The organism is Nevskia ramosa DSM 11499 (assembly GCF_000420645.1).
GTDB lineage: Bacteria > Pseudomonadota > Gammaproteobacteria > Nevskiales > Nevskiaceae > Nevskia > Nevskia ramosa.
The window spans coordinates 589,299-604,090 of sequence record NZ_ATVI01000005.1 but is presented as its reverse complement, the minus strand read 5'-3'; the positions used below and the strand labels follow the sequence as shown (position 1 = coordinate 604,090).

Below are 14,792 nucleotides of genomic sequence, written 5' to 3'. Positions count from 1 at the left end.
AGGGCCGACCGCCGTCTTCCCTCGCGGATCGGATCAATCCGGCGATCAGCGACGCCGGCGGCCAGTTTGCTTTCGGCCAGCCGTTGCACCACCGCCGACCGACTGCTCATAGGCGTGCGCGGCGCGGTAGATCGTCGCTTCGTCCCAATGCCTGCCGATCAACATCAGACCGATCGGCAGGCCCTTAGATGTACCGCAGGGGATCGAGATCGCCGGGTGGCCGCTGGCATCGAAGGGGGCGGTGTTGGCGATCATCTCCAGGCCGCGCGCACAGCTTTCCTCCGGGCCACAGTCGGCCGGCGGAATTTTCGTCGCCTTCATCGGTGTGGTCGGCATCAGCAACAGGTCGTAGCTTGACAGCGCCTCGTCATAGGCCGCCCGCAAGCGTCTATTGAGGTTCTGGGCCTTGGCATAGTGATGGCCGCGATACTTCTTCAGCACGTGGTGGCCGAACAGGATCGTCAACTTGACCGTGTCCGACAGTTCATCGGCTCGCTGCCGCCAGGCGTCGTGGGCGCGCTGCAGGCTGGTGACGTAGAGGCCCTTCCAGTTAAAACCGAAACCGTTGCCGTGCATCATCTGGGTGGTCGCGCCCTCATGGGCGATCGACGACCAGATGATCATGCCGACCGTGTGCATCGGAATCGACACTTCTTCGACTGTGGCGCCCAATGCTCCGAACTGCGCTGCCGCCTTCCTCACGGCGGCATCGACATCCGCTTCCGAATTGGCGTGGCCAAAGCCTTCGCGAACCACGCCAATGCGCATGCCCTTCACCGACTGGTTCAAGGCACCAAGGTAATCGCCTCGCCTGACCTCGATCTGACGCGGGTCCAGTCCGTCGGAGCCGGCGATCACGTCAAGCAGCAAGGCGTTGTCGGCGACCGTCGCGGTGATCGGACCGATATGGTCGAGCGTCGCCTCGATGGCCATGATGCCGCTGTACGGCACCAGGCCGTGGGTGGCCTTCATGCCGACCGTGCCGCACCACGACGACGGCATCCGGATCGAGCCACCCTGGTCGCTGCCGATCGCCATATCGACATCGCCGGCCGCCACCAGCGCCGCACTGCCCGATGACGAACCGCCGGACGAATAGCCGGGCTTGTGCGGATTGATCACCGGCCCGAGCGAGCCGGTATGGCTGCCGCCGGAGAAGCAGAAGTGTTCGCAATGCGACTTGCCGAGTACAGTGCCGCCGGCGTCGAGGATGCGGGTCACGAGCGTGGCATCGACATCCGGCAGGTAACCCTGCAGCGTCGACGAACCGTTCATCATCGGCACGCCTGCGACGCAGATGTTGTCTTTGATCGCGAAGGTCTTGCCCTTAAGCGGACCAGTAGGCGCACCTTCGATGCGACTTTTCACGTACCACGCGTTGTAAGGGTTTTCGTCTGGCGGCGGCTGATAGCCCGGCGTTCGCGGGTACTTCACGATTGGCAGTTCGTCCGGTAGGTCCTCGAGCGCCGAATAGGCGGCGACCGTACCGTCCATCAGCCCCAGGAAGGTATCGATTTCGGCGGCCGACATGTGCATGCCGAGATCGCGGGCAACCTCGGCCATTTCATCGTGAGTGGGCTTCTTCATGAGGCGGGCGACTCCTGATCCGGATGGGCCTGACACGGGTGATGGCGGAAGATTCTGCCGCCGACCGGCATCAACGCAAGCGCGTGCCGCCCCCCGATTGACGGCTGGCTTGCGCGGCAGCTAGTTTCGGAACCTGCCGTTCCTCGAAATAGGAAGCGCCCATGTCCAAGGATCACGACCATGCACACGGCCACGACGCGCCGTTCCCCGAAGTGGTGCTGCGGGTCAAGGCGCTCGAAGCCCTGCTGACCGAGAAGGGCTTGGTCGACACCGCGGCGCTCGATGCCATCGTCGACACCTACGAAACGAAGATCGGCCCCCGCAATGGCGCGCAGGTGGTGGCCAAAGCCTGGACCGATCCCGCCTACAAGGCCCGCCTGCTCGCCGATGGCAGCAAGGCGATCGCCGAACTCGGCTATTCCGGCGTCCAGGGCGAGGACATGGTGGTGGTCGAGAACACGCCCGGCGTCCACAACATGGTGGTCTGCACCTTGTGCAGCTGTTATCCGTGGCCAACTCTGGGCCTGCCGCCGGTCTGGTACAAATCCGCGCCCTACCGCTCTCGCGCAGTGATTGACCCGCGCGGCGTACTCAAGGAATTCGGAGTCGAGATCCCGGCGACCACCGAAGTGCGGGTCTGGGATTCCAATGCAGAGCTGCGCTACTTCGTGCTTCCAGAGCGGCCCGCCGGGACCGAACATCTGAGCGAAGCCGAACTGCTCGAACTGGTGACCCGCGATTCGATGATCGGCACCGGCCTGCCGAAAACCACCGGAGCTTCGACATGAATGGCGTTCACGACATGGGCGGCATGCAGGCCTATGGGCCGATCGACCGCGAAGCGCAGGAGCCAGTGTTTCATGCCGATTGGGAAAAGCGCGTGTTTGCGCTGTTCTTCGGCGGCTTCGCTGGCGGCTTCTTCAACGTCGACATGTTTCGCGCCGAGATCGAGCGGATGCCGGGCCACGAATATCTGCGCACCTCGTACTACGAGCACTGGCTGCATTCGATCGAGGCCCTGCTGGTATCCGCTGGCGCCATCACCGACGCCGAAATGATGGCGAAAGTCGCCGAACTCGCAGCTGCCGGCCGCAAGGAGCCGCACTGATGCCTGCCCTGCCGCTGGAGATGGTGGCGCCACTGCTTGCCGCCGGTGCATCGACCCGGATGCCGAATACCGAAGCCGCGCGCTTCAACCCCGGCGATGCGGTTATCGCGAAGAACATCCATCCGCTCAACCACACACGGCTGCCGCGCTACATCCGCGGCAAGCACGGCACGGTCCGGGCGGACAACGGCACCTTCTCGTTCAACGACACCGTCGCCCACGGTCTCGGCCATCAGCCGCAGCACGTGTTCAGCGTCCGCTTCAGCGCCCAGGAACTCTGGGGGCCGGATGCCTCGCCCATCGATTCGGTCTACATCGACCTGTTCGACTCGTACCTGGACCCGGCCGCATGAGCCAACACGAAGTACCCACCTTGCCGGCCGATCTGCCGGCGATTCCCGCCGACGCCTCCGGCCCGGTGTTCCGCGAGCCTTGGGAAGCGCAGATCTTCGCGCTAGTGATCCGCAGCCACCAGAGCGGCGCCTTCACCTGGAACGAGTGGGCGGAAACGCTCGGCGCAACGATCAGAACCGTGAAGGCCAATGGCGATGCCGATCTCGGCGATACCTACTACCAGCACTGGGTCGATAGTCTGGAAACGCTGCTGATCGCCAAGGGCTTGACCGATCCCGACACGCTGCACGCGCTGGAACACGAGATCGCCGAACGCCCGACCGGCCGCCACAGCCACGTGGCGCGACGCGAGCCGGTGCTGGTTTGCTGAAAGCGGCGTTCAGCGACGCCTCGGGGGGCCAGCGCAGCAAGCTGGTCGCATTGTTCGCACTGCTGATCGGGCTCAACATCACGGTCTGGGCGCTTACCCTTGCGGTCTTCCAGGGCAACACCGCCCTGCTCGGCACTGCTTTGCTTGCCTATGTGTTCGGCCTGCGCCACGCGGTGGACGCAGACCACATCGCGGCGATCGACAACGTCGTTCGCAAGCTGATGCAGGAAGGCAAGCGGCCGCTGACAGTCGGCTTCTGGTTCTCGCTCGGGCATTCGTCGCTGATCATCATTGCCGTCGGCGCGATCGTGCTCGCGGCATCGGCCATGCAGGCGCGAATGGACGGCTATCGCGAGATCGGCAGCATCCTGTCGACCTGCGTGTCCGGCTTTTTTCTGATGCTGATCGCGGTCACCAACCTGGTGATCCTGAAAGGCGTCTGGAAAAGCTTCCTTCGGGTCCGCGCTGGCGAAACCGTCGATGACGACGATCTCGACCTACTGCTTGCTGGCCGCGGCTTGCTGGCGCGGATCTTCCGGCCGCTGTTCAGGTTGGTCAGCAAGAGCTGGCACATGGCCGCAGTTGGCTTTCTGTTCGGTCTGGGTTTCGATACCGCCACCGAGATCGCGCTGTTCGGCATTGCCGCGACCCATGCAAGCGACGGCATCCCGCTCTGGTCGGCGATGCTGTTCCCGGCGCTGTTCACCGCCGGCATGGTGCTGATCGACACCGCCGACAGTGTGCTGATGGTCGGCGCCTACGGCTGGGCCTTCGATCATCCGGTGCGCAAGCTCTGGTACAACCTGACGATCACCAGCGTGTCGATTCTGGTCGCGGTGATCATCGGCGGCATCGAAGTCATCGGCTTGCTGGCGACCAAGCTCGACTTGCCAGCAAGCATTCGCGCCGTTGTCGATCAACTCGACGCAGGGCTCGAGAACATCGGGTTCATCGTCATCGGCGTATTCATCGGCAGCTGGCTGCTGTCGGCGGCGATCTACCGCTGGAAGCGCTACGACGAACTACCGGTTCGACGCACGGCCTGAGCACGCTGCGCAGTGCCGTGACGGAGCGGCACTCAGATCTCCGCCTTGTCGCCTTTCTCTTCCAGCCAGGATTTGCGATCCCCTGCCCGCTTCTTGGCCAGCATCATGTCCATGATCGCGTCGACGGTGACCGGCACTTCCGCACCTTCCTCGTCCGGAATACCGGTGTCGACGGTTCCATCCAGGGTCAGCTGAACGAGACGCCGGGTGTCGCGGCTCATCGTCGTTTCGCGGAGCTGCAGCGGGTTCATCTCACCCAGGCCCTTGAAGCGGGTGACGTTGATCTTGGCCTTGTTACCTTCAGCCTGCAGGCGATCGAGGATGCCTTCTCGCTCGGCATCGTCGAGCGCGTAGAACACCTGCTTACCGGCATCGATGCGGAACAGCGGTGGCATCGCGATGTAGATATGGCCGGCCTTGATCAGCGGCCGGTAGTGCTTCAAGAACAGCGCGCAAAGCAGCGTGGCGATGTGCAGACCATCGGAGTCGGCATCGGCGAGCACGCAAACCTTGCCGTAACGCAGGCCGGTGATGTCCGACGAGCCTGGATCGACGCCGATCGCGACGCTGATGTTGTGAATCTCATCGGACGCCAGCGCTTCGTTGGCATCGACTTCCCAGCTGTTCAGGATCTTGCCGCGCAGCGGCATGATCGCCTGCGTGTCGCGGTCCCGCGCCTGCTTCGCCGAACCTCCAGCGGAGTCGCCTTCGACCAGGAACAGTTCGGTCTGATTGAGATCGGTGAGCACGCAATCAGCCAGCTTGCCGGGCAGCGCCGGGCCGCTGGTGATCTTCTTGCGGACGACCTGCTTGGCCAGCTTCATCCGCGCGTTGGCGTTGGCGATCACCAGCTGGGCAACCTGTTCGCCCGCTTCCGGATGCTTGTTCAGCCAGACGCTGAAACTGTCGTGGACCACGCCCTGAACGAAGGCGGCGGTCTCGCGTGACGAAAGCCTTTCCTTGGTCTGGCCGGCGAACTGCGGATCGAGCATCTTGATGCTGAGCACGTAGCTGCAGCCTTGCCAGACATCGTCCGGCGACAGCTTCAACCCACGCGGCAGCAGATTGCGGAACTCGCAGAATTCGCGGATCGCTTCAGTCAGGCCGGTACGCAGACCGTTGACGTGCGTGCCGCCCTGCGCTGTCGGAATCAGATTCACATAGCTTTCAGCGACCGCTTCCGGTCCGCCGTTGACCCAGCACAGCGCCCACTCGGCCTCTTCGCGCTTGGCGGCGAACTTGCCGATGAAGGGCTCGGAGGGCAGCACTTCGGCGCCGTTCAGCGAATCCTTGAGGTAGTCGAGCAGGCCGTTCTCGTACTGCCAGACGGTCTGTTCATTGTTGACCTGATCGTCGAGCGTCACCTTCAGATTCGGGCATAGCACGGCTTTCGCGCGCAGAACTTGTTTCAAACGCGGCACCGAGAACTTCGGCGAGTCGAAGTATTTTTCGTCTGGCCAGAAATGCACCGTGGTGCCGCTCTTCTTGACCGGTGCGTCGCCGACCCGGGTCAGTTCGCTGGCCTTGTGACCATCGGCGAAGCCGATCAGCCACTCACCACCGCCGCGGACCACGCGCACTTCCAACACTTTCGACAGCGCATTGACCACCGACACGCCGACGCCGTGCAGACCGCCGGAAAAGCCGTAGGCCTTGTTCGAGAACTTCGCACCTGAGTGCAGCTTGGTCAGGATCAGCTCGACACCGGAAACGCCGTGCTCCGGGTGGATGTCGACCGGCATGCCGCGGCCATCGTCCGACACTTTCAGCGAACCGTCGGCGAGCAGCACCACGTCGATGCGCCTGGCGTGGCCGGCGAGCGCTTCGTCGACCGAGTTGTCAATGACTTCCTGCGCCAGATGATTCGGCCGCGAGGTATCGGTGTACATGCCCGGGCGCTTGCGCACCGGGTCCAGGCCGCTCAGAACTTCGATCTGGTCGGCGCCGTAGGCGTTGTTGTTCGGGGTGGCCATCAGGGCAATCGGGAGACTTGGGTTCGCAGGGCTGCGAAAGACGCGGGACGGTACCCAATGGACCGCCGCGTCGCAAGGCCGGCTGGTCCAGCCGCCTGCCCCGCTCGACGCGCGTTCAGCGTTCGCGGATCGCCGAAAACGAGCAGACGTAGAACACCGCCAGCGGCACCAGCACGCTCAGATGGGCAATCGAGAAATTGCGGATGTCGAGCAACTGCACCAGCGTATTGGCGAACCAGACACCGGCTGGCGTCAGGCCAACGGCCACCGCACTGCCGACCATCGCCGCCATCGGCACGATCCAGCGCGGTGCCGGCTTGCGCGGCGCCGGCATGTTCATCAGCACGCGGACCACGAAACCATCGTCGGCAATATGCGGCTGCCGCGCCGCATCTTCCTGCAGCAGCGATTCGATCCAGGCGTCATCACCCGGTACCGGACCATGCATGGAACCACCACGGCCAACGGGAAAGGTCGATCCGTCCATAGCTTTGTCCTGGGTCTTGTTGGGTTCAGTCGTCATGACATCCTCGGCTCCCAGACCTGCAAGTGCACTTTCAGCTTCTGCTTGGCGCGGGAAATATGCGATTTCACCGTGCCCAGCGGGCAGTTGAGGGCGTAAGCCGCTTCCTCGTGACTGCGGTCCAGATAGTAGCACTGGGCAATCACCGCTCTTTCCGCAGGCGACAGGATCGCCATCGCCCGTTGCAGATCCATCTGGAGATCGGCCGTGGTCTGCTCGGGATGCAGGTCCTGCGGGCCGTCGTGTTCCTCGGGCTCGGCGGTGTTCTCGTCGAGTTGTTCTTCCTCGTGGCGCGAGCGGATCGCCATCAGGAAACTGTTGTAGGCGATCCGGTAGATCCAGGTGCTGAAGCGAGCATCGCCGCGAAACTGGTCGAGCTTGCGATGTGCCTGCAGGAAGGTTTCCTGGGCGAGATCGTCGGCGAAGGCGTCATCGCCCTTGCAAAGCCGGCGCAGCAACGCGCGCACCGAGCCCTGATGACGACGTACCAGCACCGCGAAGGCGTGGCGATCGTCACCGGCGAGCACCCGGGCAACGAGTGCGGAGTCCGGCGGGCCATCGGCCCACACCGGCTCTGCCGCTGCCGTCTTGACTGCCTCGCTGGCCACGTCGAGTCGTTTCCGTTCGCGTGGGCTTCAGAGGTCCTTTTTCTGCTGTTCGAGCTTCCATGCAATCAATTGGCCGACGCCGATCGCCAGCGGAATCAGGCCGATGCCGATGCCCTCTTCAGCACCGGCGAACCAGAAGAAACCCATCAGACCAGCACCGGCACCGATCAGGCTGAGGCCAGAGCTGACATCGGATTTGCGCTTCTTGCCCGGCTCCAGAAACAGCTCGGGTGGAATCGGCTGACCCTTGTCGGCGAGCTTCAGCACCATCTCGTTGATCGAACGCTGGCGGTTGGCGCGATAGCGCAGCACAGCGAGGACGATGATGATCGGCATACCGAACACCATGATGACGGCGACCAGCGGCACCAGCGCTTCAACAAGGGTGAAGCTGGAACTGCTGTCCCCGACGTGCTTGCCGAGGTCGATGCCGAATTCGGCTGCGGATACGAGAAACATGAAGTGCTCCTGGTGGTTCGTGTCGTTCGGGGAGTCAGATGCGCCGGAGCCATCGTTCAGATGCACGCGACGCAACGCCTACAATAGCGGCCATGACCGCCAAGAAAATTTCCCCTCCCGCACCGGACGCGACCGACGATCCGGTCTCCCGTTTCGAAGCTTCGCTGACCGAACTGGAAGCGATCGTCGCCAGGATGGAACGTGGCGATCTGCCGCTCGAAGAATCCCTGAGCCTGTTCGAGCGCGGCATGGGCTTGACCAAGGTCTGCCGGACTTCGCTGGAAACCGCCGAGCTGCGAGTCCGCAATCTGCTCGATGCTGATCCGGTAATCGACACTGGCGCGCCGCCTGCCGGCCGCTGAGCCCTTCCCGTCTCCAGCCTCGCTTCGATGAACGAGTCTTCCGGCTACGCGCGACTCGGCGCGATCGACGATCCAGCCGCGCTGCGCCGGCTGCCGGTCGCCGAACTGCCGGCGCTCGCCGGTGAAATCCGCCGCTGCCTGATCGAGACACTGGCCAGGGTTGGCGGTCATTTCGCCGCCAGCCTCGGGGTCGTCGAACTGACCCTTGCGCTGCACCGGGTGTTCGATACGCCACGCGACACCTTGATCTGGGACATCGGCCATCAGGCCTATGCGCACAAGATCATCACCGGCCGCCGCGCGCGCCTGGAAACGATCCGCAAGCACGGCGGACTGGCGCCATTCCTCGATCGCAATGAGAGCGCCTTCGATGCCTTCGGCGCTGGCCACGCCGGCACCGCCATCTCCGCCGCCGCCGGTTTCGCGGCGGCTGAAAAGCTTCGCGCCGAAGGCCGGCGCAGCGTCGCCGTCATCGGCGATGGCGGCATCACCGCCGGCATGGCCTTCGAAGCGATGAACCACGCCGGCACGCTCGGGCTCGATCTGCTGGTGGTGTTCAACGACAACGATCTGTCGATCTCGGAGAACGTCGGCGCGCTGCGCGACACGGTTGCCCGGCAACTCGGCCGCAGCCATCCGGCGGCGGGCTCTGGCTCGCTCGCCGGGCTGGTCGAAGCGCTCGGCTTCACTTATTCGGGACCGGTGGACGGTCACACTCTCGACGCGCTGCTGCCCGCGCTCGAAAGCCTGAAAGCAGCGCGCGGTCCGCAGTTCCTGCATGTACTCACGGTCAAGGGCCAGGGCTATGCCCCGGCAGTAGCCGATCCGATCGGCTTCCACGGCGTCACCCGTTTTGATCCGGTCACCGGCGCGATGCCGGCGCCTGCCGCCGTGGCACGCCCGACCTACTCGCAGCTGTTCGGCGACTGGCTCTGCGAAGCCGCCGCGCTCGATCCGGCCGTGGTCGCGATCACGCCGGCGATGCGCGAAGGCTCGGGCCTGGTCGAATTCGCCCAGGCATTTCCGGATCGCTATTTCGACGCCGGCATCGCCGAGCAGCACGCCGTCACCCTCGCCGCCGGCATGGCCTGCGCGGGGCTGAAGCCGGTGGTCGCGATCTACTCGACTTTCCTGCAGCGCGCGCTCGACCAGGTGATCCACGACGTCGCGATCCAGAACCTGCCGGTGCTGTTCGCGGTCGATCGCGGCGGTCTGGTCGGCGCCGATGGCGCGACCCATCACGGTGCTTTCGACCTGAGCCTGCTGCGGGCGATTCCGAACCTGGTCCTGATGGCGCCGAGCGACGAGCAGGAATGCCGGCGCATGCTCGCCACCGGCTTGACCCACGCCGGGCCGAGCGCGGTGCGCTACCCGCGCGGCAGCGGTCCCGGCGCTGCGATCGCCGCTGCCGAGCCGCTGGAAATCGGCCGCGGCCGCTTGCTGCGCAGAGGTTCGTCGCGACGGCCGGCGCGAGTCGCGCTGCTGGCCTTCGGCGCGATGGTCGGCACCGCGCTCGATGTCGCCGCGTTGCTCGATGCGACGGTCGCCGATATGCGCTTCGTCAAACCGCTCGACGAAGCTCTGATCGCCAGCCTGGCGCGCGACCACAGCCTGCTGGTGACGATGGAGGACAACGTCGTCAGCGGCGGCGCCGGCAGCGCGGTCGTCGAGGCGCTGGCACGGCTGCGCCTCGTCCGCCCGGTGCTGAACCTCGGCCTGCCGGATCATTTCGTCGCCCACGGCAGCCGCGAACAATTGCTGGCGGACTGCGGACTCGATGCCGCCGGTGTGCTGAGCGCGATCCAGGCACGGCTGAGAGTTGTCGGCGATCAGCCCGGCAGCGTTGAGGACAGCAGCGACCGGGGCCGCGCGTGATTGCAGCCACCCGGCCTGCGCGGCTGCGCCGACCGCTGCTGATCGCGATTGCCGGGCTTGGCGTTGCCGCCTATCTCGCCGCCGCGCTGATCGCCGACACGCAGACGCTGGCCAGCGCGCTGCGCGGCCTCGGCTTCAGTGGCCTCGGTCTGGTACTCGGCGCGTCGCTGCTCAATTACGCGCTGCGCTTCCAGCGCTGGTCCCGCTATCTCGCGACGCTGGGGCACCGCGTGCCGCCGGGACCGCATCGGTTGATCTACATCGCCGGCTTCGCCTTCACGGTCAGTCCCGGCAAGGCTGGCGAAGCGGTGCGTTCGCTGTACCTGCACGATCGCTATCAAGTGCCGTATGCCGACAGCATGGCGACGCTGTTCGTCGAACGCCTGCTCGATGTGCTGGCGATCGCCGTGCTCGCCAGCCTGATCGTGTTGCAGGATCTGCGCTGGTGGCCGCTGCCGGTGGTTGCGCTGCTCGTGGTCGCAGCCGTTGTCGTGACGCTGGGCCGGCCGGCGCTTGCCGATGGCCTTGATCGCCTGGCATCACGGCGCCATGGCCGGCTGGCCGCGGGCCTCGCCGGCCTCGCCAAGTTGTTGCGTGCTTCGAAAACCCTGTTGCTGCCGGGCCGACTTGCCGGCGGCCTACTGCTCGGCCTGGTCGCCTGGGGCGTCGAAGGCCTGGCGCTGTACTGGATCTGCCAGAGCCTGGCGCTCAGCATCGCGCTGCCGGCGGCGGTCGGCGTCTATGGCATGGCTGTGCTGGCCGGCGGACTCGCCTTCTTCATGCCAGGCGGCCTCGGTGGCATGGAAGTGGCGATGCCTGCCCTGCTGGTCGCGGAGGGCGCGCCACTGGCGACGGCGGTGATCGCAATGCTGCTGTGCCGGCTGGCAACGCTATGGTTCGCCGTGCTGCTGGGCCTGATTGCCGCCGCCTGGCTGGAAACCCGTCACCGTCGTAATCTGGAGCCACTGCCCACGATGAGCCTCGCAGGATCAGATCCGCTGGCGGAAACGATGCCCGAGGCACCGCTCGAACGGCTGCCCCAGGCACTGCCACTGTGCGTGGATCTCGACGGCACGCTGACGCCGGTCGATACGCTGCACGAAGCGCTGCTCGATCTGGCCAAGCGTTCACCGGGTGCCCTGCTGCAGTTGCCGGGCTGGATGAACCTGGGCAAGGCGGCGTTCAAGCGCGAAGTGGCAGCGCGCAGCGAACTCGATGTTGCAACCCTGCCCTGGCGCCAGGACTTGCTCGACTGGCTGCGCGAGCAGCGTGACGGCGGCCGCCGTCTGGTACTGGCGACGGCAGCGCATCACTCGATCGCCGATGCGGTCGCCGCTCATCTCGGCATCTTCGACGAGGTGATCGCCACCGGCGATGGCGACAACCTGCACGGCGACGGCAAACGCCGGGCGCTGGTCGCGCGCTTCGGCGAACGCGGCTATGACTATGTCGGCAACGAAGCGGCCGATCTCGCCGTCTGGGGCTCGGCGCGCAACGCGATCGTCGTCGGCAATGCACGGCTCGCTGCGCGTGCCTTCGCGATTGCGGAAGCCGGGCCGGTGTTTGCGCCGGAAGTCTCATCGCCGAAGACCTGGATCAAGGCGATGCGCCTGTATCAGTGGGTCAAGAACCTGCTGGTGTTCGTGCCCGCCGTGCTCGCCCACCGCATAGGCGAGCCGGCGGTATTGTTCGACAGCCTGCTCGCCTTCCTGGCGTTCGGACTGGCCGCATCGAGCGTCTATCTGGTCAACGATCTGCTCGATCTCGCAGCCGATCGCCAGCATCGTCGCAAGTGCCTGCGGCCGTTCGCGTCGGGGCGCTTGTCGGCAAAGCGCGGCGTCATCGCGGCAAGCCTGCTGCTGCTATTCGCTGTCGCCATCGCACTGTGGACAGGGCCGGTATTCGCAGGAGTGCTGGCGCTGTACTTTGGCTTCACGCTGGCCTATTCGCTGTGGCTGAAGCGCGCGACGACCATCGACGTGATGACCCTGGCGGGTCTGTACACCCTGCGGATCATCGCCGGCGGTGCCGCCACCGAGGTATCGGTGACCTTCTGGCTGCTGGCGTTCTCGATGTTCCTGTTCCTGAGCCTGGCGATGGCCAAGCGCTACACGGAACTGTTCGAGGTCGCCAAGGCTGGCGCTGCCTCGGCCGCCGGACGCGGCTATCAGGCCAGCGATCTGCCGGCGCTGCTGTCGCTCGGCATCAGCGCCGGCTATGCCGCGGTGGTGATCATGGCGCTGTACGTCAACAGCGTGGAATCGCTCGCGCGCTACGGCGATTCCCACGCGCTGTGGCTGACCTGCCCGCTGATGCTGTACTGGATCAGCCGGGTCTGGATGCTCAGCGCCCGTGGCCGGATGACCGATGATCCGATCGTCTTCGCGCTGACCGATCGCATCAGCCTCGGTCTGTTTACGGTGATGGGCTTCTGCGTGCTGCTGGCCTTGTGGCCGACATGAGCCGGCAGGCGCTTTCCTGGGGCCGGCTGCCGGCACCGGAGCAGCGTTTGATAAAGCTCGGCAGCCGCTTCGACGCTTTGCCGACGACCACGGGAAGCCTGTTGCCCTACGGCCTCGGTCGCAGCTATGGCGATAGCTGCCTGAACGGCGGCGGCGCGCTGCTCGGCACGCGCGGGCTCGATCGCTACATCGCTTTCGATCGGGACAGCGGCGTGATCGAGGTCGAGGCCGGCGTGTCGCTCGGCGAGATCATCGAACTGGCACTGCCACAGGGCTGGTTTCCGGCGGCCCTGCCGGGGACCCGCTTCGTCACCGTCGGCGGCGCGATCGCCAACGACGTGCACGGCAAGAACCATCATCGCGCCGGCAGCTTCGGTCATCAGCTGCTCGGCTTCGAACTGCTGCGTTCGGATGGTCAGGTGCTGCACTGCTCGCCGACCGCGAATGCTGCGTTGTTCGCCGCGACCGTCGGCGGCCTCGGCCTCACCGGCCTGATCCGCCGCGCGAGCTTGCAACTGCTGCGCGTGCCCGGGCCGTGGATCCGCGGCAGCAGCGAACGCTTTGGCTCGCTGGCCGAGTTCTTTGCGCTGTCGGCGGAAGCCGAAGCCGCATCGGCCTACACCGTCGCCTGGATCGATAGTTCGGCGACTGGCGCCAACACCGGCCGCGGCATCTTCATTCGCGGCAATCACGCCGAGGGGCCGGCCAGCTACGCCGCTCCAAGGGGAATCCGGCTGCCGATCACGCCGCCGCTGTCGCTGATCAATCCGCTGACCCTGGCTGCGTTCAACGCGCTCTACTACCGGCGCCCGGCGGCAACGGCCCGCGATGCGCTGTGGCACTGGCAGCCGTTCTTCCATCCGCTCGATGCCGTGCTCGAATGGAACCGCATCTACGGCCCGCACGGCTTCTACCAGTACCAGTGCGTGGTGCCGATGCAGGATGCCGAAACCGTGATCGGCGAGATGCTGCGGCGGATCGCCGAGTCGAAGCTCGGCTCGTTTCTGGTGGTGCTGAAAACCTTCGGCAACATGGCCGCCCGCGGGATGCTGTCGTTCCCGCGCCCCGGCGCAACCCTGGCGATCGACTTCCCGAATCGCGGCGCGCAAACCCTCGCGCTGCTCGACTCACTCGATGCCATGACGATGGCCGCCGGCGGCGCCGTCTACCCGGCCAAGGACGCGCGGATGTCAGCAGCCGCGTTCCGCCAATACTTCCCGCAATGGCAGGCTTTTGCCGGCCATGTCGATCCCCGCTTTTCCTCGTCGTTCTGGCGACGAGTCACTGAATACCCGCAATGAGACGAATCCTGATCATGGGTGCCACCTCGGCGATCGCCGAAGCGACGGCGCGCGAGTTCGCAGCCCTTGGCGACGCGCTGTTCCTGGTCGGCCGCAACCCCGATCGCCTCACCGCGATTGCCGACGATCTGCGCCTGCGCGGTGCGGCACAGGCCGAAACCTGGGTGATGGATGCCTGCGAGCTGGGCGCTTATCCGGCACTGCTCGATGCAGCCACCCAACGCCTCGGCGGCCTCGACACCGCCCTGATCGCCCACGGCACGCTCACCGACCAAGTTGCCGCGCAAGCGTCCAGCGAGTTGATGCTCGCCGAGTTCCAGACCAATGCGCTGAGCCACATGGTGCTGTGCACCGAGCTTGGCAACCGCTTCGAAGCCCAGGGCCACGGCTGCATCGCGGTGATCTCCTCGGTGGCGGGCGATCGCGGCCGGCAGTCGAACTACGTCTACGGTTCGGCGAAGGCGGCGGTCACCGCCTTCACCAGCGGCCTGCGCCAGCGACTGCATCCGAAAGGTGTTCATGTGCTGACCGTCAAGCCGGGCTTCGTCGATACGCCGATGACCGCCGCGTTCAGGAAAGGCCCGCTGTGGGCCATGCCAGCGACCGTCGCCAAGGCCATCGTCAAGGCCGTGCAGAAGGGCAAGCCGGTGCTGTACACGCCCTGGTTCTGGTGGCCGATCATGCAGATCATCAAGAACGTGCCGGAAGCGATCTTCCGCAAGCTGAAGCTCTGAGCGTTCCACCTCAAGCCGGCTGGCCGCTTA

At 65.4% G+C, this 14,792-nt stretch carries 15 protein-coding genes; 10 read left to right on the top strand and 5 right to left on the bottom strand.

The genetic code is table 11. The features are described from left to right. Window positions 1–45: 45 nt before the first annotated feature. Window positions 46–1,587 (bottom strand): amidase, encoded by a 1,542-nt coding sequence (locus tag G513_RS0103525; protein ID WP_022975444.1) that lies wholly within the window; start codon window positions 1,585–1,587, stop codon window positions 46–48. A 161-nt stretch (window positions 1,588–1,748) separates the two neighbouring features. On the opposite strand from G513_RS0103525, the gene nthA reads away from it, so the two are divergent. From nthA to G513_RS21180, 5 genes are read left to right on the top strand one after another with little or no spacing between them, the layout of a single operon-like run. Continuing rightward, window positions 1,749–2,375 (top strand): nitrile hydratase subunit alpha, encoded by a 627-nt coding sequence (gene nthA / locus G513_RS0103520; protein WP_022975443.1) that lies wholly within the window; start codon window positions 1,749–1,751, stop codon window positions 2,373–2,375. Beyond that, window positions 2,372–2,695: an SH3-like domain-containing protein gene (locus tag G513_RS26345; protein WP_211219596.1), complete on the top strand. Its 324-nt coding sequence runs from the start codon at window positions 2,372–2,374 to the stop codon at window positions 2,693–2,695. The genes nthA and G513_RS26345 overlap by 4 nt, the downstream gene beginning before the upstream one ends. Next, a complete protein-coding gene (locus G513_RS26340; RefSeq protein ID WP_211219595.1) occupies window positions 2,695–3,048 on the top strand; it encodes an SH3-like domain-containing protein in 354 nt (117 codons plus the stop codon). Before G513_RS26345 ends, G513_RS26340 begins: the two co-directional genes overlap by 1 nt. Further along, window positions 3,045–3,419, top strand: a complete 375-nt coding sequence (locus G513_RS21185; protein WP_022975442.1) for a nitrile hydratase accessory protein — start codon at window positions 3,045–3,047, stop codon at window positions 3,417–3,419. The genes G513_RS26340 and G513_RS21185 overlap by 4 nt, the downstream gene beginning before the upstream one ends. Beyond that, window positions 3,413–4,465 (top strand): HoxN/HupN/NixA family nickel/cobalt transporter, encoded by a 1,053-nt coding sequence (locus G513_RS21180; RefSeq protein WP_022975441.1) that lies wholly within the window; start codon window positions 3,413–3,415, stop codon window positions 4,463–4,465. The genes G513_RS21185 and G513_RS21180 overlap by 7 nt, the downstream gene beginning before the upstream one ends. A 32-nt stretch (window positions 4,466–4,497) precedes the next feature. On the opposite strand, the gene parE is transcribed toward G513_RS21180, so the two are convergent. The 4 genes from parE to G513_RS0103485 form a co-directional block, all read right to left on the bottom strand. Continuing rightward, the gene (gene parE, locus G513_RS0103500) at window positions 4,498–6,438 is read right to left on the bottom strand and encodes a DNA topoisomerase IV subunit B (protein WP_022975440.1); all 1,941 of its coding nucleotides are present in this window, start codon (window positions 6,436–6,438) and stop codon (window positions 4,498–4,500) included. A gap of 115 nt (window positions 6,439–6,553) precedes the next feature. Further along, window positions 6,554–6,961 (bottom strand): hypothetical protein, encoded by a 408-nt coding sequence (locus tag G513_RS0103495; protein WP_156891371.1) that lies wholly within the window; start codon window positions 6,959–6,961, stop codon window positions 6,554–6,556. Beyond that, window positions 6,958–7,569: an RNA polymerase sigma factor gene (locus G513_RS0103490; RefSeq protein ID WP_022975438.1), complete on the bottom strand. Its 612-nt coding sequence runs from the start codon at window positions 7,567–7,569 to the stop codon at window positions 6,958–6,960. Before G513_RS0103490 ends, G513_RS0103495 begins: the two co-directional genes overlap by 4 nt. A gap of 27 nt (window positions 7,570–7,596) precedes the next feature. Then, the gene (locus tag G513_RS0103485) at window positions 7,597–8,028 is read right to left on the bottom strand and encodes a DUF6249 domain-containing protein (protein ID WP_022975437.1); all 432 of its coding nucleotides are present in this window, start codon (window positions 8,026–8,028) and stop codon (window positions 7,597–7,599) included. A gap of 92 nt (window positions 8,029–8,120) precedes the next feature. On the opposite strand from G513_RS0103485, the gene G513_RS21175 reads away from it, so the two are divergent. From G513_RS21175 to G513_RS0103460, 5 genes are read left to right on the top strand one after another with little or no spacing between them, the layout of a single operon-like run. Continuing rightward, a complete protein-coding gene (locus G513_RS21175; protein WP_051144319.1) occupies window positions 8,121–8,390 on the top strand; it encodes an exodeoxyribonuclease VII small subunit in 270 nt (89 codons plus the stop codon). Window positions 8,391–8,417: 27 nt separating this feature from the next. Beyond that, window positions 8,418–10,265 carry a 1-deoxy-D-xylulose-5-phosphate synthase gene (gene dxs, locus G513_RS0103475; RefSeq protein WP_022975435.1) on the top strand — a complete coding sequence of 616 codons (1,848 nt, stop codon included), beginning with the start codon at window positions 8,418–8,420 and terminating at the stop codon, window positions 10,263–10,265. Further along, complete coding sequence (locus G513_RS25310) at window positions 10,262–12,727, top strand: UbiA family prenyltransferase (RefSeq protein WP_022975434.1); 2,466 nt, start codon at window positions 10,262–10,264, stop codon at window positions 12,725–12,727. Before dxs ends, G513_RS25310 begins: the two co-directional genes overlap by 4 nt. After that, window positions 12,724–14,028 (top strand): FAD-binding oxidoreductase, encoded by a 1,305-nt coding sequence (locus G513_RS0103465; protein ID WP_022975433.1) that lies wholly within the window; start codon window positions 12,724–12,726, stop codon window positions 14,026–14,028. The genes G513_RS25310 and G513_RS0103465 overlap by 4 nt, the downstream gene beginning before the upstream one ends. After that, entirely contained in the window at window positions 14,025–14,762 is a 738-nt protein-coding gene (locus tag G513_RS0103460; protein ID WP_022975432.1) for an SDR family oxidoreductase, read from the top strand. The genes G513_RS0103465 and G513_RS0103460 overlap by 4 nt, the downstream gene beginning before the upstream one ends. Window positions 14,763–14,792: the final 30 nt, after the last annotated feature.